The following is a 23,514-nucleotide window of genomic DNA, read 5'->3' as shown; positions in this document are numbered from 1 at the left end:
AAAGAATTTAAAAAAGCACGTCTGCCTATATGGCAAAACGTGCTCCTCTACAAAATAGCATTTTTAATATTATAGTTATTTAAATCAATCTCTGTTTCCTGTCCTGTGACTAATTTAGCGAGTTCTGCACCGAGGTATGGACCGCTAGTTAACCCAGATGAACCTAACCCATTGGCAACATAAATTCCATTCCAATCAGGCAAAGGTCCGGCTACTGGTAAAAACCCTGGAGTAAAGGGGCGGAAACCAACTCTTGTTTCGAGGACAGTACTGTCTGCTAATCCCGGTGCCGTTTCTAAGGCTTGACTTAAGATTTCATTGATTCCGCCTGCTGTTACACGGGTATCAAACCCTATATCATTTTCATGTGTGGATCCCACAACAACGCGTCCATTATCAAAAGTAAGGATGTATTGGGTATGTGGCGGCATGACAACTGGCCATGAACTTGTATCCGTTTTAGGCAGCTGTAAATGAATGATTTGTGCTTTTTGCGGTTTTACGGAAAACTCAATGCCTAGAGGCTCTAAAAGCTCTTTTGCCCATACTCCTGAAGTAACAATTACATGGTCAGCAAGTAAAGTTTTTTCTTCCAAGGTAATCCCCATTACCCGGTTTTCTTTTATTAGGAGCGATGCATCCCCTTTTAAAAAAGTCGCTCCATTCTTAATCGCTGTACGTGTTAAAGTATCTCGAAGTGCTCGGCCATTAACACGGGCTCCCCCGCTGACATAAACAGAACCGAATTCCTCTGATAAAGGTGGAAAAAGTTTTTTTGTTTCTGCTGGTGACAGAATCTTGATTTCACCGATTTCCGGAGCATCTTCTCTCCGTTTTCGTGCCCGTTCTGCCATCTGTTCGAGTTTATTTGGGTCGTTGTGTAAACTTAAAGCACCCACCCGTTTATATCCGGTTTCTGTTTCACCGTCTGCTTCTAATTTTGCGATTAATTCTGGATAGTAACGGGCGCCGCCTTTTGCTAATTGATACCATATTTTGTTCCTCCGCTGTGATAGCCATGGACAGACTATTCCGGCTGCGGCATCGGTTGCTTGGCCAGAATCTTCCCGGTCAACCATAGTAACTTGTGCACCTAGTTTGGTCAGGTGGTACGCGGTAGAAGCACCGAGAATCCCAGCTCCGATTACAATAATTTTTTGCATCATGACACCTTTTCTTTCAATATTAATTACAAATTTATCCATTTATATATCCCATTCAATCGGAATCAGGATTTGTATATAGGTTACATTATATACGAGCATGTTCTTTTGCTCAAAAACTTCGGCGGGAGTGATGAATCATGGCTAGAAACAAACTTTTGGTTCCTGGTGCAGGCAATGTTCTGGATCAAATGAAGGAGGAAATCGCCAACGAGTTTGGAGTTCAACTTGGTGCTGATACGACCGCGCGAGCAAATGGTTCAGTGGGCGGCGAAATGACGAAGCGTCTCGTTGCATATGCTGAACAATCCTTACGAAATCAACAAGGTCAATAACCTTTGATTTCAAAAGGCTGTCCCAAATTTGGGACAGCCTTCACAAAGAAGTTACAATTTTTTCAATACATAATAACACAAATCCGGATCAGACTTTGTTCTTAACAAATCAATTGCCGTCCAGCCATTTTTAAAATAATGAATAAATACCTCACGGGTCTTCATTCTCCATGCTATCGCAAGCTCAGGATTCTTTTTTTTCAGCGTTTGAAAATTACTCGGTACCGGAACAAAGAGGAAGCCTTCCGCAGTATCCAGCTCCAGAACCGTTTCACTTGGGTTCAAGTTTTCTTCTGAATCACGGTAAACCTTGAGTAACAAACGGCCCTCTACATCATACTCGCTTGGCCTTTCAACCAAATCCTCCCTAACCCACCATTCAACCGTAAACCGGTCGGACGGCATGCCTTGATTTAAATCGTCCTGCATTTCCCCATAACAATTCTCTACATAAGTCGAACATCTTGCTCCAAGCTTATGGAGATTCAAATAGGCATTTACTGTTTCAAGAGGATCATATGTCCATGTAACTAAATCATATCCCATTTTTAATGACTCTTCCTTTTGGGCAAGCTTTAGTTTTTCGCCAATCCCCAGTTTACGATATTCGGGATGAATTCCTAGTGTATGAGAACAGAGATAAATCTTATTATTTTTAAAACCCGGAAAACTATATTGAAAACCAATCAGTTCGTCTTCCAAAAAAGCGCCCAATGCCATGCCGCCGTTTTTAATGGCCGTAATGGTTTGACTGCTTGGTATGGACTCGTATTCACTCCAAATCAGCGATTCCAATTTTCTCAATTCTTCCAGCTCATCAATTGTTTCGAGAGTACGAATAACGATATTCTTTTCGCTCATTCAGTATACCTCCTTTTTGAAATTGTCCTAAAAATGATTATACATCTTCATGCTCGAAATCCATATCTTTCAATGTGACAACCTTTGTTTTTTTAATAAATTTATAGCCTAACCAAGCCGCCAAAAAGATTGGAATCCCCAAATAGGTAACAAGCAAGCCATTCCAGTCAATCTTATCTCCTAAAAATGCCTTATAGTCTTGTCCAAGGATAGCCACCATACATAAAGCCAATGTTAGGAAAGGGCCAAATGGAAACCACTTTGCTTTAAAAGGTAATTCATTTAAATCTCTTCCTTGAGCCACATAGCCTTTACGGAAACGGTAATGGCTGACAGCGATTCCAATCCAGGCAAGAAATCCTGATAAGCTGCAGGCATTCAACAGCCAGAAAAAGACCTTTCCATCACCAAAGATCGATGTTAAAAATGCAAGCATCCCGACAGCTGTTGTTGCATAAAGTGCATTTGCAGGAATTCCACGTGAATTTACTTTTGTTAAAAATTTTGGAGCATTTCCTTCCTTCGCCATTGTCCATAAAAGCCGTGAGCCGGCATACATTTGGGAATTAGCGGTGGAGAGTACAGCCGTTAAAACAACAGCATTCATTACAGAAGCTGCAAAAGCCAGTCCTGCTCGTTCAAAAACTAATGTAAACGGACTTTCTGAAACATTATCAGAGTTTAATAGTCTTGGATCATTATAAGGTACAAGGAATCCAATGATGATGATGGAAAAAATAAAAAATAACAAGATTCTCCAAAAAATCTGTCGAATGGCTTTGGGCATATTCTCCCTAGGATTTTCACTTTCCCCAGCAGAAAAACCAACCATTTCCGTACCTTGAAACGAAAAACCAACAATCATGAAAACGCTAATGATAGAAGCAAAACCACCCTTAAAAGGGGCTTCTCCTGCGGTAAAATTTTTAAATCCGACAGAGTGACCACCCATTATACCTAAGATAATCAAGACCCCAATCACCAAAAAGAGAATGATTGTAGCAACTTTAATAATTGAAAACCAATATTCTGCTTCCCCATAACCTCTTACAGATAAAAAATTTAATAAAAAGATAATAGCGAGAGAAGGAACGCTCCAGAAAATGGACGGAACATTTGGCAGCCAAAATTTCATAATTAAACCGGCAGCCGATAACTCTAGAGCGATAATCATGGCTGAATAATACCAATAATTCCAGCCTTGAGCAAAACCAAAGGCAGGATCGACAAATTTAGAGGAATAGGTGCTAAAGGTCCCGGAAATCGGCAAAAGCGTGGCCATTTCTCCTAAGCTTGTCATTAGAAATAACATCATTAAACCACTTAAGATATAAGCAACGATTGCTCCTCCCGGGCCCGCTTGACTGATTGTTCCCCCGCTTGCCAGAAATAACCCGGTACCAATCGTACCACCGATGGCAATCATGGTGAGATGTCTCGCCTGAAGATTCCGTTTCAGATGGTGGTGTTCGGAAAAATTCGTTTCTTTTTCTGTTTGTAATGCCGTATTATTCATATATGCACCTCTTTTCTCATTAATAAAAACTAACTAGTTTTGTTTAAAAGTCGCAAGAACAGTTCGAGTTAAAATTTCAATTCCATTTAAAAGGGCATCTCGATTAAACGACATATTCGGGTGATGCAAACCAGGGGCTAAGTCGCAGCCTAAACCCAGCATCGCGGCTTTCAAATGCGGGCGTTCTTTTGTGTAAAAATGAAAATCCTCCGCACCAGGTGTGATGACTGCAGGCATAACATTTTCATCACCAATGACTTCTGCAATCGCCTTCGCCATAATTTTCTGTGCCTTGGGATTTACCACAGCAGCATAAACCTTTTCTTTATGTTCAAATTCAATCTTCACCTCAAAAAGTGAGGCAACTTGCTGTAAAATATGGTCAACTTTTTGAACTAGCATATCCATCGTTTCATTTTTTTGCGCCCGTAAATCTAAATGAAATTGGGCAGATCCGGGAATAACATTCGTGTTATCCCCTCCTGCGCTGACTTGAGTCATTTTTACAGAGAAAGAATCAAACGGGTTCAAACGGATTCCTTTTAATTGCTCGACAATCGCGGAAACCACTTCTATGGCATTCACCCCTAAATCAGGACGAGCACCATGCGCATCAAAGCCAATAATTTTAGCGGATACGGTTTCAGCGGCCCCGTGAATAATACCCGGTGATGCCGTCCCCATCGAAAGTTCCTGAATAGGCCGTAAATGAACTCCGTACAAAAAGTCAATATCATCGATTACTTGTTTTTCAATCATTTTTAAGGCGCCATCCCCTACTTCCTCTGCCGGTTGGAAAATTAATTTTAGCCGTCCCGGCAGTTCTAATTGCATTTCTTTTAAAAGAAGCAGCGTGCCTAACACCATCGTCATATGCGCATCATGGCCGCAGGAGTGATTGGCTTGAAACCTCCCATTCACTTCCTGCCATAAAGAATCCATATCCGCGCGAACCCCAACCGTTAGGGGGCCATTTCCTAGTTCCCCTACTACTCCTGTATGGTCCGGAAACGTTCTAACCTCACACCCATTGCTCTTTAAAAAATTTGCTATGAAGCTAGTGGTGTTAACTTCTTTCCAGCTGACTTCCGGATTTTGATGGAAATGCTCAAATAGTTCAAAAATGATTGGGCTTAATTTTTCTAGTGTTTTTTTCATCTATATTCCCTCATTACTTGGATTGAACAGTTTCTTTTTTAATCGTTAATTCTTGAAGCGTTCCCTCATTCACTTCAACACCTAAACCAGGTTTTTCGCTTAGTACCACAAAAGGAATTTGATACTCAAGGTCACCAATATCTTTACTGAATAACAACGGCCCGGTTAATTCTGTGCTGGTGATATTTTTTCTGGCCATCGCAGTATGATATCCAGCTGCAGAGCCAATCGAGGATTCGACCATTGACCCAACTTGGCAGGAAAGACCTGCATATTCAGCTGTTTTAGCCATATGAATCGCAGGATAAATCCCCGCTGATTTCATTAATTTAATATTGATTTTGTCAGCAGCATTTTTCTTGATAATTTCATTTAGGTCGGAACCGTCATGTACACTTTCATCCGCCATAATCGGAATCACCGTTTTCTTTCGAAGCTCTGCAAGTCCGTCAATATCTCCCATCTTGATCGGTTGTTCCAGCCAGGAAATTCTGAGCGGTTCTAATAATGGAAGTGCCTGGGCTGCAGTCGAATAATCTTTCCAGCCTTGGTTAACATCGACTCGAATCGGCACCTCATAGCCAACTGCCTCTCGAACGGCTTTTACTCGTTCTAAATCTTTAAAAAGATCAAATCCAACCTTTAGTTTTAAAGAACTGTATCCGAGAGCAAGCGCCTGTTTGGCCTTTTCAGCCATCACTTCCGGTTCTTCAATACTTAATACCTTTGCAAAGGTAAGTTCATTATGAAATTTTCCGCCGATTAAATCATAGACTGGCTTGGCCGAATATTTACCCATCAGGTCATAGCATGCGATATCAATCGCAGCCTTTGCTGCCGGATTGCCATGGATTCGGCTACCCATAATATGGTGAATTTTTTCAATGGCAAAAGGACTTTCTCCCATGATAAAAGGCAGTAACTGATGTTTTAAAATTTCAATTCCGCTAAAAAATGATTCCCCTGTTACATGTTCATCCGGAACGGCTTCTCCATATCCGACAAGACCATCTTCCGTTTCGAGTTTCACAATAATCGATGGCATATAATCATATGTTTCGTACGAAATAATAAATGGGGATTGTAATGGTAAATGGATTCCAATAATATCTGCTTTAATAATTTTCATGGTGTTTTTTCCTCCTCTACATTTGCGACAGCGTCGTTTTATTGTCGCTAATCGGTTATTTTTATAATATACTGTAAATTTTCAAAAAACAATCCTTTTAGGAGAAATATTTTTTTAGCTTATCCGAAATATTATAAAGTGCCCGCGGGCGTCCTTGGTCATATGGCTGCTCTTCCCCCGTAATTGTAAGTAATTCTTTTTCAAGAAATCTTTTAATTAACCTCTCAGCAGAACGCCGGCTTACCGCTAAATAATCTGCCAATTCCTGTGCCGAGAATGAACGAAATTGATGAAGCCGAACGAAATCAAAAAAGCGGATTAGATTTTTCGCCGTCATTTTAAGTTGATCCGCTAAAGATTGGATATGTTGATTTTCATTTTTTAAGACATATTGTTTTTCATTTTCAAACAAAGGGCCAATCAGTTTTTTGTCTTCATCTAATATAAAAATAGTTGTTTTTTCTGTTGCCTGTTTTTCGGTAAAATATAAGGCTTCTGTCGCATGGTTTTCGGCCTCATTCATCGTATATCCATAACCGATTCCGATTTGTAAAGGCGAATTTATTTTTCCTTCAAGTTCAAGGATTTTTTGCAGATTTTGTTCTTTCAGAGCAACCTCCATTGAGCCGCGATTCGTATAAATAAAAAATGGCTGATGTTGGTCCAGTGATACTCTTGCATTTAATTGCCTTGCCATTTGGTTTAAATGCTGCAGAATCTGCAGGCGAAAAACTTGTTCTTCCTGTTGGGTTGGATAATTTGCTATTTTTATCGAGATGACAGCGATCTGTGAATCCTTTGTTTTCTTTAATCTAGTTAACGTCACTGCCCTTTCTAATCCTTCTTTTAGGGATTGCTTCGGCTGAACCATATAAATAGAAGGAATAGACAATTTCTGCAACTCTTCATATACGGCATGTATACTTGTTAAAGCAAATTGTGTTTTTTTCGCTTTATATAAATCCGCATGGAACTGAACGAATTGTGTAATATCAAAGACTGCCTTCTTTTCTTCTACGTCATAAACCCATGGGTAGTCTTTCACAAATAAAGTTGGGTCCGTAATATGGATTTCTTTTAAGACATTCTCTAAAAATTCCTGCTTAGGCAAATCAATCGAAATCTTTTCCAACGGGATTTTTTCATGAAAGTAAATTGAAAACAATGACAGCGAAACAACGAATTCATTAAATGGAACATAGGTAGCCATCAATTGGATTTCATTTATTTTGTTTTGCCCGAAATAATACGCGATTGCACCCGAGAAAAGTAAAAAATCCACCTCTTTCCCGGCTTGATCAATCAAATGATTAATTTCCCACGGGGAATCATATGTATAGTTGATAAACGAGATTTCCGGAAATAAATGATAATATGGAGATATTGCATCAATATAAAGGTTTGAACCTAACACACCTATCGCGACCATTATGACAACTCCCACCGTTATATTAAATAAGTGATACCATTTTCTAGTATATCATGGTTACGTATATCTTTGGGTCGTTCTTTCTCCGCCCTAAAAACAAAATGGACTTGCCATATAGGCAAGCCCGAATATCTTTCAAATAGTCATATCTCAACCAGTCGGTAACTTCATTTTTTCCATTATAGTTGAAATATAATTTCTAACCGTTCCAATCGTATCACTTCTTTGGCTTGAAGGTTGATTGGCGGATAAAGGTTCAAAAACAAGATCATCATCTTCTATTAACTCTGGGGAATAACTCCGCTCTCCAGCCATAATGCGGCGGATCGAGCAAGCCAACTCTTCGCTCGGACTGTCCTTTAATAAATAACCTCTAACATCCGCTTTTAAGGCTCGCTCAAAATATCCAGTCTTCGCAAAGGTTGTAAAAATAATCACTTTACATCCAGTTGACCTTAAAGCTTCTGCTGCCTCAAGTCCGCTCTTTTTAGGCATCTCGATATCCATCAGGCAAATATCTGGTTGTAGTTGCTTTACAAGTGCAAGGGCCTCTTCCCCATCACCTGCTTGGCCAACCACTTCCATATCTTCTTCCAAATTAAGCAGGGAACCAATTGCCCCTAAAAGCAGTTCTTGATCCTCAGCAATGACAATTCGAATCATCTAGGTTCTCTCTCCTTATCTGGGGTGTCTAATTAAGGAGACTCCCCTTATATGAAGGAGAGTCTCTAAAAATTAATGTTCAGGTTTAACTTGGACTGTAATATTGCGTTTTGCTAAATATTTAATCTCCCGAAAGCTTATAAAATTTTTGCTTTCCTCATCCCATAGGCGGAACTTTAGAGAGCGCAAACTTGTAGCAAGGGTAATGGTTGGTACGTTTTGTAATGGAAGCGTCTGATTATGTGCTTCTTCAAGTTTATAATTTGGAACCCTAGGACTTAAATGGTGAACGTGGTGATAACCAATATTACCTGTAAGGAATTGGATAACCTTCGGAAGCTTATAATAAGAACTTCCTTCAACCGCTGCCTTTACATATTCCCAATCTTTGTCTTCTTCAAAATAAGAATCTTCAAATGTGTGTTGTACATAAAACAACCAAATTCCAACAGCACCAGATAGTAAGAAAATAGAACCTTCTACCAATAGGAACGACTGCCAGCCGATTGCCCAAATGAGCAATCCAACGAGTGCAACGATTAAAACATTCGTTAAATAAGTGTTTAAGCGTTCCTTCTTTTTTGCACCTTTACGGTTAAATCTATTTTTAAGGAGAAAAACATAAATCGGTCCTAATCCAAACATAACAAATGGATTACGATAAAAACGATAGGCTAAACGCAGTCTAAGTGGTGCCGCTAAATATTCCTCCACTGTAAGTGTCCATATATCTCCAGTGCCGCGCTTATCCAAGTTGCCACTCGTCGCGTGATGAACAGAATGCTCATGTCCCCATTGATCAAACGGGAAAAGGGTTAATACTCCCATTGAAGTTCCAATGATCCGGTTGACACTGCGGTTTTTAAAAAAGGAATGATGGGTACAATCATGAAAAATAATGAAAATTCGTGTCAAAAAGCCTGAAGCTAACACAATGGGAACCAATGCTAACCAATAAGAAACGGAAAGGCTAATATAGGCAAGGTACCATAACAGAATAAATGGTACGACTGTGTTGATGAGCTGCCAGACACTTTCTTTTGTCGTTGATTTTTCAAAGGGAGCAACTTGTTTTTTTAAATTTTTCGTGTTTTCTAGGGTCATTTTTGTAATTCCCTTCTTGTTCTGTCGTTATTTAAAGTATATAGGAAGAATATTAGACATGTTAGTAGCAGGTGTCATGTACACGATATGACAAATGTCATGTACGAGCTGATTTTTATATACATGCGTATCTTAATTTGCGATAATTTCCGTGTTTATTTTTTTCAAAAAAAAAACTTCTTATGAGTTACAATACGAGAAAAGAATGAAAATCTGCATTTTGTAATTCCCTTCTTGTTTTGGGTATATAAGGTATATAGGAAGAAAATTAGACTTGTTAGTAGCAGGAGTTGCATGTGTCATGTTAAAGTAGATTACTTTAAAATAATGGGTGATTTGATTGGGTTTCAAGTATAATGAAACATATTCGATTTGCATATGAAATTTCTTTACGAGAAACCTAAATAACGATCGGATAATATAAAAAAACGAGGTTACCACATGAGTGATAAAAATTTTGACGATTTTCAGTTAAGCAAAGAAATAACACGAGCACTTACTATTTTAAAATATGATACTCCTACAGAGGTTCAGAATAAAGTTATCCCATTAGCAATGAAAAATCAGGACCTGGTTGTAAAATCCCAAACCGGGAGCGGCAAGACCGCATCCTTTGCGATCCCTCTTTGCGAGAGAATAGAATGGGAAGAAAAAAAGCCACAAGCATTAATTCTGACACCAACTAGAGAGCTTGCGGTTCAAGTTCGAGAGGATTTTACGAATATTGGAAGATTTAAACGGATTAAAGCCTTAGCCGTTTATGGAAAAGAGCCTTTTACAAATCAAAAAGAAGAATTAAATCAAAAAACGCATGTCGTCGTCGGGACACCTGGACGTGTTATGGACCATATTGAAAGAGGTACTTTAACTTTAGAAAAAATAAAATATCTAATCATCGATGAAGCGGATGAAATGCTAAATATGGGGTTCATTGACGAGGTAGAAGACATCATAAATGAACTTCCTTCAAACAGGGTAACCATGGTATTTTCTGCTACATTGCCTAAAGATGTTGAAAATCTCTGCCATAAGTATATGAAGGATCCCGTGAATATCGATATTGCGGCTTCAGGAATTACCACGGATACAATAGAGCACCGGTTAATCGAGGTAAAGGACGGCGACAAGATTTCCCTTCTAAAAGACGTTACAGTTCTTGAAAATCCAGATAGCTGTCTTATTTTTTGCAGAACAAAAGAGCACGTTGATAACGTTTATACTGAATTGGACGAGGCCAATTATTCTTGTGAAAGACTTCATGGAGGATTAGAGCAACAGGATCGATTTGCAGTAATGGACGGTTTTAAAATGGGGAATTTCCGTTATCTTGTAGCTACAGATGTGGCAGCACGAGGAATTGATATTGATCATGTGACACTTGTCATTAACTATGATGTGCCCATGGAAAAAGAGAGCTATGTACACCGAACAGGACGAACCGGCCGTGCCGGCAATAAGGGAAAAGCGATTACGTTTGCTACCCCTTTCGAGGGAAAATTCGTTAAGGCAATTGAAAAATACATTGGCTTTGAGATTCCGACAATGGAAACCCCGTCATCACAGGAGGTTGAAGCCGGAAAAGCTGCTTTTGATGAAAAAATTAGCGGTCGCCGTGTCGTAAGAAATAACAAAACAGCCCGGATCAACCAAGGCATTATGAAACTCCATTTTAACGGAGGAAAAAAGAAAAAGCTTCGCGCAATTGATTTTGTTGGAACGATTGCAAAAATTCCCGGGGTTACAGCAGAAGATATCGGCATTATTACGATTCAGGATCATTTGTCTTATGTTGATATTCTTAACGGAAAGGGCTCGCTCGTCCTTCAAGCCATGGAGCATACAACGATTAAAGGAAAAACGCTGAAAGTGAGCAAGGCACTTAAATAATGGAATTTGGAAGATTACGACAGTTTTGCTTAGTTTCCTTCATGAAAAATTAATCGCAATAATTTTTCAACAAAACAACTTCAGATGAGTTAAAATTAGAGAAAAAGAGTGCAATTACCGCATGTTGCACCAAGGGTTAAGGAGGAGTTGTAAATGTCTAATAAATATTGTCCTATATGTGGAGAAGATAACCAATGTATGACAGGGTCTGGAGAACATGGAAACTGTTGGTGTGACTCAGAGGCATTTCCGAATGAAATTTTAGAGTTGGTTCCTGCAGAAAGTTTAAGAAAACATTGTATCTGCAAAAATTGTTTAGATACCTATAAGGAAGATCATAAAATAAGCTAAAAAACGCGAGGGCACAATCCTTGCGTTTTCTCATGTTACCGATATTTTATAAATACTAATACCTTTCCTGAATCCTCCAGTTACTTTTTATTGATTGCCTCAGCAAAAATAAATAAATCACGATAATACTTATGTACCTCTGTTACATCAAAGCCATGGGCGGTTAATAATTCCAAGGTGTCCCGATTTAAACAGCATCCATCACAAATTTTTTTCCAAACAGGTGTTAAGCCCTCCTGTAGCGCAGCAAGAACACGATTTTCCATTTTCACATGTTCAAATAAAAGGATTTTCCCATCCGGCTTTGATACCCGTTTCATTTCTAACATGGCTCTTTCCGGGTTGGGAATCGTGCAAAATACAAGAGTGGCTACAACCGTATCAAAGGTATTATCTGCAAATGGTAATTCTTCGGCACTTGCCTGCACCAGTTCAATCGGGACAACCGATTGTTTTTTCTTTTCTAAGGAATTCTCAATCATATATGGACTCGGTTCAATGGCAGTTACCTTTTCAACTTCCATATATAAAGGAAAATTAATACCTGTCCCTGAACCTAATTCAAGTACAGTCCCCCCTGCCTTTGAGAGAAGTTCCTTGCGAATCCCATTAAATTTTTTATTTTCTAATGGACTCATAAAAAAATCATACCATTTAGCAAAAGATCGACTCAAAATCCTCCACTCCAAACAATAAAATCTCAAAATTCTACCTTACATTATATATGAAAAAAATTAAATTCATCATAGTTTCTCTTTTCATTCGACAAAAAACCACAAAAACCGGGTGGTGACAGGCACCTCAAAGTGGTATTCTAGGTTAATGTGAGCAGTATATATCGGGCAATATAAAATAGAAAACGGGCATGCTAGAGGTGAGGAATTTGAATAAAGCCTGGCTTTATGTGGGTTTAACTTGTTTGTTTGAATTAATATGGGTTTATGGATTTAATACAGCAGATACTTGGTGGGAATGGGCTCTTGTTATCGCAGTGATTTTTACTGATTTCCATTTTCTCCCGAATGCCTGTGCTACCCTTCCGACAGGCACGGTTTATGCCATCTTTTCTGGGGTCGGGGCAATTGGAACCGTATTAATGGATGTCTTCCTTTTTGGGGGAAGCTTTAATACAGGTATGATTTTATTTATCCTTCTAATTATTATCGGGGTCATCGGGCTCAATCTGGCAGATAACAAATCAGAGGAAAAAGAATCAGCGAAAGGAGCTGCCTGAGCATGGGCTGGTTGTTTGTTTTTTTAGCTGCAGCCTGCGAGGTCACAGGTGCAGCGGGGCTAAAAATGTATAGCCAACAGAAATCTTTAAAAAATGGAATATTATACATAGGCGGTTTTTGTACTTCCTTTGCTTTTTTATATACCTCCTTCCATTTTTTGCAACTGAGTATTGCCTATATCGTTTGGGTTGGGATTGGGACAGCAGGCGCTGTGACCATCAACATGTATTTATTTGGTGAATCGAAAAACATCGGGCGAATGCTAAGTGTCATATTAATTATCATTGGAGTCATCGGGCTTCGGGTATTGTCGTAAGGAAAAAAAACTCCGAACCATTTTTCGTTCGGAGTTTTTTTAAAATTAAGCCCTTCTAAAGCCTTCCTCTACTAAAAACACTTCTGCCTCTTCATAGGTACTAAAGGTTTCCTCTAGATTTAGGCCGAAATATATATTCCAGGTTTCATCTTCATTGATTAAAAGAAGAGTTTCATTCTCTTTATTCACCCATCGTTCTTCTTCTAGGTCGCCTATAATCGCTGCTTCAGCGATTGGTTTTTCAATAGCAGATAGGCTGGTGATTGCATCTTTAATCAATTGTTTTAAGTCCTCAGCAGAATAGTCACGAATATTGACCATCCCTTTATCATCGGTTTTGTAATTGGGAATACGACCAGCATAGACAAAGCCATTTCCATTTGGATGCAGGTGATAAACGACATTTTTCTTGTCATATACACTTTCATTAAATTGGAAATTTACTCGTCCAAGGGATACATTCACCCTCTCCAATTCAGGGTATGTCTCAATAATCGCAAGTTTTTCTTCAAAAGTTAGCATAGTTGCCTCCATATGTTTAGATAAACATTATTTTATCATAATGTTATAAAAAACATAGGCAGCTCTTCAAATTATTTCCTCATAAATGCTTCTATTTCTTCTACCGAACGAAAAATATCTTTTGAAAGCACTTCGCAACCGTCCTCTGTTACTAAAACATCGTCTTCGATGCGAATTCCAATTTCTTCTTCCTCAATATATAAACCCGGCTCAACGGTTAACACCATTCCCGGTTTTAAGGTCAAATCCTTATAATCGCCCACATCATGGGTGTCTAGTCCTAGAAAATGACTCACACCGTGATAATAATATTTGGTGATTTCACTTTCTTCTTTAATCAGCCCTACTTTGATGCACTCTTCGGCTAAAACTTTCTTTGTATGTTCATTCAATTTTGCATGGGGCACACCTGGTTTGATCAGTGCAGTAGTTTCTCTTAATGCTTTTAAAACAATATTGTAAAATGTCTTTTGCTTTTCCGTGAATTTACCGTTCACCGGAAAAGTATAGCTGATATCCCCGTTATAAAAATGATATTGAGCACCTAAATCAAGCAGTACAAGGCTCCCATCCTCAACCGTTGCATTATTTTTTTCATAATGAAGGATCGTACCATTCTTCCCGCTGGCAACAATTGTTGGGAAAGCATAATCCCGTACCCCTTCGGACTTAAGCGTAAAATCAAAATAGGATTCAAGCTGGTATTCCTTCATACCGGCTTTGGCGTGGCTCATTAAGTTTTTAATTCCTTCATTCGTAATTTCAATCGCTTTTTTAATTTCTTCGATTTCTTCCGGTGTTTTGTAAACACGCAGTTCGCAAATATCAGGATAAACATTTTTTATTTGCAGGTAAGGGTAATTCGCCTGGATTTTCTGAGCAAATTGCTGCGCTTGTGTCGTAACCTTATCTAGCTCTCTTCTTTCCAGGTCTAAATAAATAGTTGAAAATACATTCGTTAAAAGTGTTCGCGACAGAAAGGATTCAAATTGTTCAATGAATTGGATATTGCCGATTCCCGAGACATTTGCAGCATCTTCTTTGGTAATAGTTTTTCCGATCCATTTTTCCCATACAGGATCTGATTTTTCGATAAAAAGATATTCTTGTATGGCGTCATTTGTTTTATGTGCGAAAAAAATAATATTTTGCTCATCAATACCTGTTAAATAAAGAAAATTGCGGTTGGGAGTGAACCTATAGTCTTCATCAGCGGATTTTTGCGGGGCTTTCCCGGCAAACAAAACAAGCAGTGAACGGTCTTCGAGCTGTTCATATAACAGATTGCGATTTTTTACATAAAAATCTTTGTTCATGGAATTCCCTCTCTTCTAAAGGTATGTATATAGTTAAATATACTATACTATAAAAAAATTCATACTTTTTTCTATGCAACCCTTTCACGATACGTTTTAATTAATGAAAAAGGTTTATAAAAGGAGAAATGTATGAAGAAGAAAACAGCAATCGTAACAGGTTCCTCGAGCGGCTTTGGTCTGTTGACTGTGATAGAATTGGCCGTAAAGGGTTTTACAGTAATTGCAACGATGAGGGATTTAACTAAATCTGAGCAACTTTTAGAATTGGCAAAAGAAAAGCAGGTAGTGGATTTCATTCATGTCCATCTCCTTGATGTGACTTCACCTGAGTCTATTCATGCGTTTAAAAGTTTTCTGTCTGGGTGGCCATCTATCGATGTGTTAGTTAACAATGCGGGTTTTGCTGTCGGGGGATTTAGTGAGGAACTTTCAATCGAAGACTACAGAAAGCAATTTGAAACCAATTTCTTTGGTGTAATAGCCGTGACAAATACCGTTCTTCCGCTTATGAGGGCAAATGGTCAAGGAAGAATTATCAATATGAGCAGCATTAGTGGCAGGTTTGGATTTCCGGGGTTATCTGCCTATTCAGCCTCAAAACATGCGCTTGAAGGGTATAGTGAAAGCTTGAGGCTCGAGCTTAAACCATTAGGAATTGATGTTTCGCTAATAGAACCTGGTTCCTATCAAACGAATATTTGGACAAATGTGGATGACTTGATGGTCGATCCTGATTCCCCTTATGCTACTTATCTGAAAAGTATCTTGACAGAAATTGAAAGTGGTCAAGCGGACTATGGAGATCCGATGGAAGTTGCAAAACTAGTGGCGGAAATGGCTACCCAAGTCAAGTCGCCTAAACTAAGATACCCAATTGGAAAAGGTGTAAAATCAAACTTGTTTTTAAAGAATATTCTTCCGTGGGAAAAACTTGAAACATTTATTATCAAGAAACTTAAACAGTAGAAACTAGCCGTTTTTAAGGGCAAAATTTGTGAGGGACATAGAGAATGCCCATAAAAGGGGGCCAAGTTCATTTTGTCCCTCTAAAAATTCATCTCTCCTCAACAATTCGTCCCGGATGTGTATACACATTCAATGACTCATTGCGGATAAATCCGATTGTGGTAATGCCCAAATCCTCTGCCAGCTGGAGGGCAAGTTCCGTTGGCGCTGATTTTGACAAAATCACTTCGCAGCCAATTTTTGCAACCTTCAATAAAATTTCCGAAGAGATCCTACCGCTAAAAACAATGATTTTATCGGCAACAGAAATATTATTTTTCAAACAATATCCGTAAATTTTATCCAGAGCATTATGTCTTCCAATGTCCGTTCTACTCAAAACAATGCCATCATTATCACATAGTGCAGCCGTGTGCGCCCCACCAGTTTCTTGAAAAATAACGGCCGCATTCTCCAATTCCTCAATAAACCGGAAACAATCGTAAACAGATACACTTACATGATAATGGTCATCCATTTTCTTCGCAGTCATCGCATCATTCACGAAAACAAACCCCTGCCGGCTATTCCCGCAACAGGAAGTAATAAAGCGCTTTCCTTGAAGATTTTGATAAAAAGGATTTATTTTTGAGGTTTCGATGTGGACAATGCCCTCTTTTTCCTGAATCCACATGTTGTCAATGTCTTCATATTGGCGAATAACCCCTTCAGCTGCGAGAAAACCAACGACCATATCCTCGATGTACTCCGGGGTACACACAAGTGTTACAAATTCCTCGCCATTAATTTTTACCGTTACGGGAAATTCTGTTACGATGCTGTCCGATACATTCGTGAACCGCCCATTCTTAAACTGGAGAATCTCTCGGTGATTTTTAACTAGATTCATGCCCACTTCCCCCTATGAAGATATGTTTTTATCAAACACAAAAACAGATACAGCAATATCTTCTTTTACCTTAATATCTGAAAAAAGATGAACTAATTTAGCGCCAACGACCTCTTCTAAGCCTTCTGGAAGATTCTCAGAATAAACCTTTTGAATCATTTTTGTTCTAGCCATATGCACCATTTCCGTTCCATCCGGTGATTGGCATATAAACTTTTCGGTTGGAGTCAAATTGCCATAGAGTGTGGAAATCGCCATGTTTTCCGTAAATACCGTATGAATTCTTTCCGGCCCTTTTCCGAACAAATCTTTACGAAGCTTGCGAATAATATCATTGAATTCATGAATTACTTTTGACATTTTACCATCCTCCGGTGCTTCCAAACATTTATTAAAATATTAAATGATTCGTTTTTAAAAATAAAGAGAAATTTCCTGGAGAGAAATTAAAATATTGCGATTTTTTATGATTACCACTATAATTATAGTGTCATTGATGGACTCGATATATTGATTGTATGGAGTCTTTCTATTTAATTTAAAATATTGGATTGGTCTAATTGCAAGGACTGCTATTAAACTACTCCACCATGCAAACATACTGCCCGGAACGAAAAGGCAGCTGTGTTCGTGGTGGAGTTTTTTATTTTTCTTTATAAGGAGGTCAAACATGAACGACAAAATGATTACCGTCAAAATAAATAATCAAAGCTATACAGCAAAGCAAGGTTCAACCATTCTAGAAATCATCAATCAAAATGAAATTCCCCATCCGCAAGTTTGCTATGTTCCAGAGGTAGATCCGATTCAAACCTGCGATACCTGTATCGTCGAAGTCGATGGAATGCTAGTTCGCTCTTGTTCGACTGCAATTTCAAATGGGATGGACATTTCACTTTCTTCTCCGCGTGCGAAGAATGCGCAAACGGAGGCAATGGATCGGCTGTTAGAAAACCACTTGCTCTACTGTACCGTTTGCGATAACAATAATGGTAACTGTAAAGTACATAACACCGTTGATTTAATGGAAATCGAGCACCAAAAGTATCCCTATTCTCCAAAAGCAGATACGAATGCCGTTGATATGTCCCATCCATTTTATCGCTATGACCCGAATCAATGTATTGCCTGCGGACAATGTGTTGAGGTTTGTCAAAACCTCCAAGTAAATGAAACCCTTTCCATTGATTGGGAGGCAGAGCGGCCTCGGGTTCTTTGGGACAATGGGGTCAATATCAATGACTCCTCCTGTGTCAGTTGTGGTCAATGCGTGACCATTTGTCCTTGTAATGCCTTAATGGAAAAATCGATGCTCGGTGAGGCCGGTTTTATGAGCGGAATGAACCAAGGCCTGCTGACATCGATGATTGATTTAGTCAAAGAGGTAGAACCAAGTTACTCTGGTATTCTAGCTGTCTCAGAGGCAGAAGCTGCCATGCGCGAAACACGTACAAAAAAGACCAAAACCGTTTGTACCTTTTGCGGGGTAGGCTGTACGTTTGAGGTCTGGACGAAGGACCGAAAGATTCTTAAAATCCAGCCTTCCCATGATGCTCCCGTTAACGCCATTTCAACCTGTATTAAAGGGAAATTCGGCTGGGATTTTGTCAATAGCAATGAACGGATTACAAAACCATTAATTCGTAAAAATGGCGAATTTGTTGAATCTACGTGGGAAGAAGCACTTGCCCTCGTGGCAAATAAGCTAGAATCCATTCAAGAAGAGAATGGACCAGGTTCCATTGGTTTTGTCTCCTCTTCCAAAATAACCAACGAAGAAAATTATTTAATGCAAAAGCTGGCACGGCAAGTATTTGAGACAAACAATGTCGACAACTGCTCGCGCTATTGCCAGTCTCCTGCAACGGACGGTTTATTCCGGACTGTTGGAATGGGCGGTGATGCTGGAACGATTCGTGATATCGCAAAAGCTGGCCTGGTCATCATTGTCGGCGCTAATCCAGCTGAAGGACATCCAGTCTTGGCAACCCGAATAAAGCGAGCCCATAAGCTTCACGGTCAAAAATTAATCGTAGCTGATCTGCGTAAAAACGAAATGGCCGAGCGCTCCGATATTTTCATCAGTCCAAAGCAAGGCACGGACCAAGTATGGCTCATGGCCGTAACAAAATATTTAATTGACCAGGGCTGGAATGACCAAAAATTCATTGATGAAAACGTTAATTTCTTTGAAGACTTCAAAACGGTCCTTGAAAGGTACACTTTGGATTATGCAGAAAAAATCACTGGAATTACTCAGGAAACACTCATTCAAGTAGCCGAAATGATTCGTGATGCTGACGGTACCTGCATTCTTTGGGGCATGGGTGTTACCCAGAACAAAGGCGGTTCTGAAACCTCCGCTGCGATTTCTAATTTGCTGCTTGCAACAGGAAACTATCGCCGTCCTGGCGCCGGGGCCTACCCTCTCCGCGGACACAACAATGTTCAAGGAGCCTGTGATATGGGAACACTACCGGGATGGCTTCCAGGATACCAGCATGTAACCGATGAGGCTGCACGGACTAAATTTGAAAAAGCCTACGGTGTCATGATTGATGGATTACCTGGCCTTGACAGCATTCAAATGTTGAAAGCCGTTAAACAAGGAAGAATGAAAGCTATGTACTTGGTTGGTGAAGATATGGCGCTAGTTGATGCAAATGCGAATCATGTTCACGACGCATTAGCGAGCCTTGGTTTCTTTGTAGTCCAGGACCTATTTTTCTCTAGAACGGCTCAATATGCGGATGTTATTTTGCCAGCTGCGCCTTCTCTTGAAAAAGAAGGAACCTTCACGAATACCGAACGGCGTGTTCAACGTTTATACCAAGCATTACCAACACTTGGCGAATCAAAGCCAGATTGGTGGATTATCCAAGAAATTGCCAATCGCTTAGGAGCCCATTGGAACTACAGTCATCCAAGTGAAATTTTTGCCGAAATGGCCAGCCTCTCCCCTCTTTTCAGTCAAGCAAATTATAATGACCTTGATGGTTGGAACAGTTTCCTTTGGGGAAGCAATGATGGGGTTAGCACACCGCTTCTGTATGTAGATGGATTTAATTTTCCAGATAAAAAAGCTCGTTTCTCGCTGTCAGATTGGGTTGCTCCTGAGGAGTTCCCGGTTGAATATGATCTTCACATCAACAATGGCCGGATGCTTGAGCATTTCCATGAGGGAAATTTAACAAATAAATCTCTTGGAATCCAGGCAAAAGTTCCAGGAATTTTTGTAGAGGTGTCACCGGAGCTTGCGAAAGACCGAGGCGTTCAGGACGGTTCCATTGTCCGCCTTGTTTCACCTTTTGGTGCACTAAAATTACCGGCGCTTGTTACGGACCGCGTGAAAGCAAACGAACTATATTTGCCGATGAATTCAACGGAAAAGGACTCGGCCATTAACTTTTTAATCGGTACAACAACCGATTTACGAACGAATACACCTGCTTATAAACAAATGAAGGTGCGGATGGAGCTTATTCGTGAAGAGGGAAAAAATCCGCTTCCAAATACAAACCCGCGAAATAAACAACGGAATCCGCAAGCTGGGGTCGAGGTTCAGCGTAAATGGAATCGCCCTGGGTATGTTCATTTAACCGATTAACAAGGAGGTATTTTAGGTGGCACAGCCCATTACGATGATTAAAAAAGAGATTCCTACGAAAGAAGAGCGTGAAAGTGAAAAATTAGCAAACTTGCAAGCGCAGTTAGCTGAAAAGGATGAAGCTTTGAAAAAGCTTATGGATTTAGTCGGTGGGCTTAATCAGAGCGGAATGCTAGATTCGGCTAATGCAATGCTTCAGGCAAAGGAAAAAATCGCTGAAATCGCGCTCCACCAGGTGAACCGTGAGCCTGTGACGAATTTTATTAATAACTTTATGAGTGCATCGATGGCGTTCACCGATTTTCAACCGGAACAAACTAAGAAAATGATTAGTGGTTTAGCAGCGGGGATTGATGAAGGAACGGGATTTGTTCAGAGAAAAAAAAAAGTTGGAGTTCTTGATCTCATGAAGGCCTTGAATGACCCGGATATCAATCGTGCAGTGGGATTTGGGATACATTTCTTGAAGGGTATGGGGAAGAATTTGAAGGAAGATTAGAATTGAATAAAAAAAACCTTAAATTGGTCGCTTATTTGAAGGATAAGCGACCTTATCTTCTTTATCTGTCTTTTTGATTTTACTGTCGAATTAGCCGTTCAATTTCAGTTTCAACAGCATATACGCGTTTATTTAAGGCAGATGTCTTATTATCGACGTGGTTAGCAATTTTTTCGGTGTATTCTCCAAGACTTTTGATAATGTTTTTTTGAAGGAGTTCTTGGCCAGTTTTTATATCTTTTATATCTTGTTTCAATTCTTGCACATCTTCTTCAAGTCGTTCTTGCCCATCTTTCAGATGTTTAAAATCTTGTTTCATATCGTTTAATTCAGATTTTAATCCTTGCACATCTTCTTCAAGCCGTTCCTGTCCATCTTTCAGATGTTTAAAATCTTGTTTCATATCGTTTAATTCAGATTTTAATCCTTGCACATCTTCTTCAAGCCGTTCCTGTCCATCTTTCAATTGTTTAACATCTTGTTCAATGCCGCCAAGGCGTGAATTAATTGGATCTAATTCTTTTTTTAAAACTGATTGTAATACATCAATTATTGCTTTATCCATCATCCTAGACCCCCAAGTTTATTTATTATAGCACAAGAGTTAAAGATTATATTGAAATGAAATTGGAAAAAACCTTTTAAAAAAATGATTATGGAATGAATGTTTTATTTTGAAATTACTTTTTCATGATTTCATCGAAGATAATTCTTTCGATTTGCAGCATAGCGGAAAGTACGTGAAGAAAAGTTTCATGGGGAGTCGAACTTTTTGAAAATCTATCATAATAGTAGTGTACATGCCTAGCTATATCGATTCTTGCTTCATAATCAAAGTGGTAAAAATCAACGATTGGAGCATGTAAACCGTCTCCTAACGGTATGAGCGTCCCCATAACAATTTCCCCATTTTCCGGCGGGATTGCAAGCGGGTCACACACTAGTACATCAATTGTTTTTTCTGTTAAAATATCAACCACTACAAAGAACCGGTCATTATATTTATAGCCAACATAATAGAATTTAGGGATTGCCACCCAAGATTCCCTTAACCACGATTCAATCACAGGTCCCCTATCCAACCCTCGATCCTTTTCGGCTAAATATTCCGCAAGGCAGCTTTCACTATAATTGTAATGGGCATCATACAGAATTCGCCACCAAAATAAATTATGCAGCAGTATATCTTTTTTCTCTTCCCTCGTTTTAAGTTCTTCTACATATTCCTCTAAAAAGGGAGCTACCTCATGAAAATAGGAATCTAGCGTAAAGTCCATAAAATCGCTAAAGGTATCCATCATCCTTTCCCTTAACTCCTCAGAAACAGGATAATCCGGGCGAAAACTTTTTGTATTTGTTCCTGACTGGGCAAACTCAATAACCTTCTCTACAGTTTCCTTCATCTCTATCATGTAAACCAATCCTTTCAATAAAATAGATCTTTTAAATCCACGCTAAAACCATCTAAAAATTTCGATGCAACTGTTCCGCTCTCCGTTTTCAAATCGTGCTGCTCATACATACCTTCACGATTAAGAGAATAAACCGTTACAGAATTCAGCATTGGATTGAGTTATAGAATCATTCCGATATAGGGTGATGTTCCTCTCCTTTTACTTTTCTGACGAAGATGGTTTGCCGTCCCTCTTGTTCATTTTCCTCAAATAAGAGCACTTTCCAATCTCGAAATTCTTTTAGCAGCTCTTGAGGCTGCAATTTATATTGATTAGATACCCCGTTATTCTTGCTTTGTGAGTTGAGATAATAGGTTTCAAAAAACAAATAACCTTCTTCTTTTATAATCTTCTTTAACATGGGATATAACGATCTATCTAGATAGTAGGTAATGACCGCCAAATCAATCGAAGTGTCTTCCCACCAAAGATTGTTCAATTCCGTCAAATCACATACTTGTGGTGTGATATTGCGTTTATCCTTTGCAGCCTGTTCTTGAAGATAGTTAATCGCAACCTCAGATATGTCAACTGCTTGAACCTGATAGTTCAAACTTGCGAGATATAGGCTATTTCCTCCTAAACCGCAGGCAAAATCAAGTGCTGTGCCGCCAAGAAGATAAGGATATAGATTTTTTAATCTTAGATTTGGCGCGGGTACGTCTAATTTATTAAGGCGATCTTGATGTTTAATATTCCATTTTGTTCTAGTATCCATTGGAAAAAGGCTCCTTCTAACTGATTTAAGAATAAATGATAGAAATAGGAATAAACTGTCGGGTGGAAATTCAGAAGATTCGAGGAAAGTCAAAGGAGTTGAACGTCGAGTAGAATTTATAGATTTCTGGTTAATTATAACATCCCATTTTATAGAATGATCAAGCCTTTTAATGACTTCACAAAATTGTAATATATTTTACTGCTCTTTCCGATTTTAATGATAAATATCGTTATGAATTTCTCGTAGTGGGTAAAAAAATAGCCGGCCGCAATGAAAAGAGATTGTTTACACTTCTTCTCTTTTCCTATTGCATTGGCCGTACTAAATAACTAAAAGGATTAACAAAATAAGGCTTATCAGGATAGCTATTTTGCTACTAGTTTTTTTACC

24 protein-coding genes are annotated in these 23,514 nt (G+C 39.1%); 8 read left to right on the top strand and 16 right to left on the bottom strand.

The genetic code is table 11. The annotated features are described in order from the left end of the window. Positions 1-47: 47 nt before the first annotated feature. Entirely contained in the window at positions 48-1,163 is a 1,116-nt protein-coding gene (locus tag M028_RS0124790; RefSeq protein WP_026576248.1) for an NAD(P)/FAD-dependent oxidoreductase, read from the bottom strand. Between the two features lie 140 nt (positions 1,164-1,303). On the opposite strand from M028_RS0124790, the gene M028_RS0124785 reads away from it, so the two are divergent. Further along, the gene (locus tag M028_RS0124785; protein ID WP_026576247.1) at positions 1,304-1,498 is read left to right on the top strand and encodes an alpha/beta-type small acid-soluble spore protein; all 195 of its coding nucleotides are present in this window, start codon (positions 1,304-1,306) and stop codon (positions 1,496-1,498) included. 51 nt (positions 1,499-1,549) lie between these two features. Here M028_RS0124785 and M028_RS0124780 read toward each other — a convergent pair whose 3' ends face one another. The 7 genes from M028_RS0124780 to M028_RS0124750 form a co-directional block, all read right to left on the bottom strand. Then, on the bottom strand, positions 1,550-2,359 hold the full coding sequence (locus tag M028_RS0124780; protein WP_026576246.1) for a GNAT family N-acetyltransferase: 810 nt from the start codon (positions 2,357-2,359) through the stop codon (positions 1,550-1,552). 37 nt (positions 2,360-2,396) lie between these two features. Then, positions 2,397-3,875 (bottom strand): amino acid permease, encoded by a 1,479-nt coding sequence (locus M028_RS0124775; RefSeq protein ID WP_026576245.1) that lies wholly within the window; start codon positions 3,873-3,875, stop codon positions 2,397-2,399. A 33-nt stretch (positions 3,876-3,908) separates the two neighbouring features. Beyond that, the gene (locus tag M028_RS0124770; RefSeq protein WP_026576244.1) at positions 3,909-5,033 is read right to left on the bottom strand and encodes a M20 peptidase aminoacylase family protein; all 1,125 of its coding nucleotides are present in this window, start codon (positions 5,031-5,033) and stop codon (positions 3,909-3,911) included. Between the two features lie 13 nt (positions 5,034-5,046). Next, complete coding sequence (locus tag M028_RS0124765; protein ID WP_026576243.1) at positions 5,047-6,162, bottom strand: mandelate racemase/muconate lactonizing enzyme family protein; 1,116 nt, start codon at positions 6,160-6,162, stop codon at positions 5,047-5,049. A gap of 97 nt (positions 6,163-6,259) precedes the next feature. Next, positions 6,260-7,591 (bottom strand): hypothetical protein, encoded by a 1,332-nt coding sequence (locus M028_RS0124760; RefSeq protein WP_026576242.1) that lies wholly within the window; start codon positions 7,589-7,591, stop codon positions 6,260-6,262. Positions 7,592-7,741: 150 nt separating this feature from the next. Further along, a complete protein-coding gene (locus M028_RS0124755; RefSeq protein WP_026576241.1) occupies positions 7,742-8,254 on the bottom strand; it encodes a response regulator in 513 nt (170 codons plus the stop codon). 72 nt (positions 8,255-8,326) lie between these two features. Continuing rightward, complete coding sequence (locus tag M028_RS0124750) at positions 8,327-9,358, bottom strand: fatty acid desaturase (protein ID WP_026576240.1); 1,032 nt, start codon at positions 9,356-9,358, stop codon at positions 8,327-8,329. A 441-nt stretch (positions 9,359-9,799) separates the two neighbouring features. Here M028_RS0124750 and M028_RS0124745 point away from each other — a divergent pair, with 441 nt between their 5' ends. Together M028_RS0124745 and M028_RS0124740 are read left to right on the top strand one after the other, a co-directional pair. Next, positions 9,800-11,245 (top strand): DEAD/DEAH box helicase, encoded by a 1,446-nt coding sequence (locus tag M028_RS0124745; protein ID WP_026576239.1) that lies wholly within the window; start codon positions 9,800-9,802, stop codon positions 11,243-11,245. Positions 11,246-11,398: 153 nt separating this feature from the next. After that, positions 11,399-11,596, top strand: a complete 198-nt coding sequence (locus tag M028_RS0124740) for a cysteine-rich CWC family protein (RefSeq protein WP_026576238.1) — start codon at positions 11,399-11,401, stop codon at positions 11,594-11,596. An 80-nt stretch (positions 11,597-11,676) separates the two neighbouring features. Here M028_RS0124740 and M028_RS0124735 read toward each other — a convergent pair whose 3' ends face one another. Then, entirely contained in the window at positions 11,677-12,270 is a 594-nt protein-coding gene (locus M028_RS0124735) for a class I SAM-dependent methyltransferase (protein WP_026576237.1), read from the bottom strand. A gap of 191 nt (positions 12,271-12,461) precedes the next feature. Between M028_RS0124735 and M028_RS0124730 the strand changes: the two genes are divergently transcribed. Next, complete coding sequence (locus tag M028_RS0124730) at positions 12,462-12,830, top strand: DMT family transporter (RefSeq protein ID WP_035424660.1); 369 nt, start codon at positions 12,462-12,464, stop codon at positions 12,828-12,830. Between the two features lie 2 nt (positions 12,831-12,832). Beyond that, positions 12,833-13,147, top strand: coding sequence for a DMT family transporter (locus M028_RS0124725; RefSeq protein ID WP_026576235.1), 315 nt, complete (start codon positions 12,833-12,835; stop codon positions 13,145-13,147). Between the two features lie 45 nt (positions 13,148-13,192). On the opposite strand, the gene M028_RS0124720 is transcribed toward M028_RS0124725, so the two are convergent. Continuing rightward, positions 13,193-13,669 (bottom strand): hypothetical protein, encoded by a 477-nt coding sequence (locus tag M028_RS0124720; RefSeq protein WP_026576234.1) that lies wholly within the window; start codon positions 13,667-13,669, stop codon positions 13,193-13,195. 71 nt (positions 13,670-13,740) lie between these two features. Then, complete coding sequence (locus M028_RS31020; RefSeq protein ID WP_035424657.1) at positions 13,741-14,985, bottom strand: aminopeptidase P family protein; 1,245 nt, start codon at positions 14,983-14,985, stop codon at positions 13,741-13,743. Positions 14,986-15,117: 132 nt separating this feature from the next. Here M028_RS31020 and M028_RS0124710 point away from each other — a divergent pair, with 132 nt between their 5' ends. Continuing rightward, entirely contained in the window at positions 15,118-15,954 is an 837-nt protein-coding gene (locus M028_RS0124710) for an SDR family oxidoreductase (RefSeq protein ID WP_026576233.1), read from the top strand. A gap of 88 nt (positions 15,955-16,042) precedes the next feature. On the opposite strand, the gene fdhD is transcribed toward M028_RS0124710, so the two are convergent. After that, a complete protein-coding gene (gene fdhD, locus M028_RS0124705; protein ID WP_026576232.1) occupies positions 16,043-16,843 on the bottom strand; it encodes a formate dehydrogenase accessory sulfurtransferase FdhD in 801 nt (266 codons plus the stop codon). Between the two features lie 12 nt (positions 16,844-16,855). Further along, positions 16,856-17,203, bottom strand: a complete 348-nt coding sequence (locus tag M028_RS0124700) for a DUF2294 domain-containing protein (RefSeq protein ID WP_026576231.1) — start codon at positions 17,201-17,203, stop codon at positions 16,856-16,858. A gap of 310 nt (positions 17,204-17,513) precedes the next feature. Here M028_RS0124700 and fdhF point away from each other — a divergent pair, with 310 nt between their 5' ends. Both fdhF and M028_RS0124690 read left to right on the top strand, forming a co-directional pair. Next, positions 17,514-20,450, top strand: a complete 2,937-nt coding sequence (gene fdhF / locus M028_RS0124695; RefSeq protein WP_026576230.1) for a formate dehydrogenase subunit alpha — start codon at positions 17,514-17,516, stop codon at positions 20,448-20,450. A gap of 16 nt (positions 20,451-20,466) precedes the next feature. Continuing rightward, the gene (locus tag M028_RS0124690) at positions 20,467-20,949 is read left to right on the top strand and encodes a DUF1641 domain-containing protein (protein WP_026576229.1); all 483 of its coding nucleotides are present in this window, start codon (positions 20,467-20,469) and stop codon (positions 20,947-20,949) included. 79 nt (positions 20,950-21,028) lie between these two features. Here M028_RS0124690 and M028_RS31700 read toward each other — a convergent pair whose 3' ends face one another. From M028_RS31700 to M028_RS31695, 3 genes are all read right to left on the bottom strand, one after another. Next, entirely contained in the window at positions 21,029-21,517 is a 489-nt protein-coding gene (locus tag M028_RS31700) for a hypothetical protein (RefSeq protein ID WP_051591237.1), read from the bottom strand. Positions 21,518-21,629: 112 nt separating this feature from the next. After that, positions 21,630-22,361 (bottom strand): hypothetical protein, encoded by a 732-nt coding sequence (locus tag M028_RS0124680; RefSeq protein ID WP_026576227.1) that lies wholly within the window; start codon positions 22,359-22,361, stop codon positions 21,630-21,632. A gap of 169 nt (positions 22,362-22,530) precedes the next feature. Next, on the bottom strand, positions 22,531-23,121 hold the full coding sequence (locus M028_RS31695; RefSeq protein ID WP_051591236.1) for a class I SAM-dependent methyltransferase: 591 nt from the start codon (positions 23,119-23,121) through the stop codon (positions 22,531-22,533). Positions 23,122-23,514: the final 393 nt, after the last annotated feature.

Source organism: Bacillus sp. UNC438CL73TsuS30 (assembly GCF_000482325.1).
Taxonomy (GTDB): Bacteria; Bacillota; Bacilli; order Bacillales; family Cytobacillaceae; genus Neobacillus.
This window is presented reverse-complemented; position numbering and strand designations above follow the sequence as displayed.

Excerpts from the sequence above, each read along its gene's own strand:
- M028_RS0124790 (WP_026576248.1), bottom strand. The coding sequence starts at position 1,163 with ATGCAAAAAATTATTGTAATCGGAGCTGGGATTCTCGGTGCTTCTACC.
- M028_RS31695 (WP_051591236.1), bottom strand. The coding sequence starts at position 23,121 with ATGGATACTAGAACAAAATGGAATATTAAACATCAAGATCGCCTTAAT.
- M028_RS0124780 (WP_026576246.1), bottom strand. The coding sequence starts at position 2,359 with ATGAGCGAAAAGAATATCGTTATTCGTACTCTCGAAACAATTGATGAG.
- M028_RS0124750 (WP_026576240.1), bottom strand. The coding sequence starts at position 9,358 with ATGACCCTAGAAAACACGAAAAATTTAAAAAAACAAGTTGCTCCCTTT.
- M028_RS0124770 (WP_026576244.1), bottom strand. The coding sequence starts at position 5,033 with ATGAAAAAAACACTAGAAAAATTAAGCCCAATCATTTTTGAACTATTT.
- M028_RS0124700 (WP_026576231.1), bottom strand. The coding sequence starts at position 17,203 with ATGTCAAAAGTAATTCATGAATTCAATGATATTATTCGCAAGCTTCGT.
- M028_RS31020 (WP_035424657.1), bottom strand. The coding sequence starts at position 14,985 with ATGAACAAAGATTTTTATGTAAAAAATCGCAATCTGTTATATGAACAG.
- fdhD (WP_026576232.1), bottom strand. The coding sequence starts at position 16,843 with ATGAATCTAGTTAAAAATCACCGAGAGATTCTCCAGTTTAAGAATGGG.
- M028_RS0124755 (WP_026576241.1), bottom strand. The coding sequence starts at position 8,254 with ATGATTCGAATTGTCATTGCTGAGGATCAAGAACTGCTTTTAGGGGCA.
- M028_RS0124710 (WP_026576233.1), top strand. The coding sequence starts at position 15,118 with ATGAAGAAGAAAACAGCAATCGTAACAGGTTCCTCGAGCGGCTTTGGT.
- M028_RS0124760 (WP_026576242.1), bottom strand. The coding sequence starts at position 7,591 with ATGGTCGCGATAGGTGTGTTAGGTTCAAACCTTTATATTGATGCAATA.
- M028_RS0124765 (WP_026576243.1), bottom strand. The coding sequence starts at position 6,162 with ATGAAAATTATTAAAGCAGATATTATTGGAATCCATTTACCATTACAA.
- M028_RS0124730 (WP_035424660.1), top strand. The coding sequence starts at position 12,462 with ATGCTAGAGGTGAGGAATTTGAATAAAGCCTGGCTTTATGTGGGTTTA.
- M028_RS0124745 (WP_026576239.1), top strand. The coding sequence starts at position 9,800 with ATGAGTGATAAAAATTTTGACGATTTTCAGTTAAGCAAAGAAATAACA.
- M028_RS0124785 (WP_026576247.1), top strand. The coding sequence starts at position 1,304 with ATGGCTAGAAACAAACTTTTGGTTCCTGGTGCAGGCAATGTTCTGGAT.
- M028_RS0124680 (WP_026576227.1), bottom strand. The coding sequence starts at position 22,361 with ATGATAGAGATGAAGGAAACTGTAGAGAAGGTTATTGAGTTTGCCCAG.
- M028_RS0124775 (WP_026576245.1), bottom strand. The coding sequence starts at position 3,875 with ATGAATAATACGGCATTACAAACAGAAAAAGAAACGAATTTTTCCGAA.
- fdhF (WP_026576230.1), top strand. The coding sequence starts at position 17,514 with ATGAACGACAAAATGATTACCGTCAAAATAAATAATCAAAGCTATACA.
- M028_RS0124720 (WP_026576234.1), bottom strand. The coding sequence starts at position 13,669 with ATGCTAACTTTTGAAGAAAAACTTGCGATTATTGAGACATACCCTGAA.
- M028_RS31700 (WP_051591237.1), bottom strand. The coding sequence starts at position 21,517 with ATGATGGATAAAGCAATAATTGATGTATTACAATCAGTTTTAAAAAAA.
- M028_RS0124740 (WP_026576238.1), top strand. The coding sequence starts at position 11,399 with ATGTCTAATAAATATTGTCCTATATGTGGAGAAGATAACCAATGTATG.
- M028_RS0124725 (WP_026576235.1), top strand. The coding sequence starts at position 12,833 with ATGGGCTGGTTGTTTGTTTTTTTAGCTGCAGCCTGCGAGGTCACAGGT.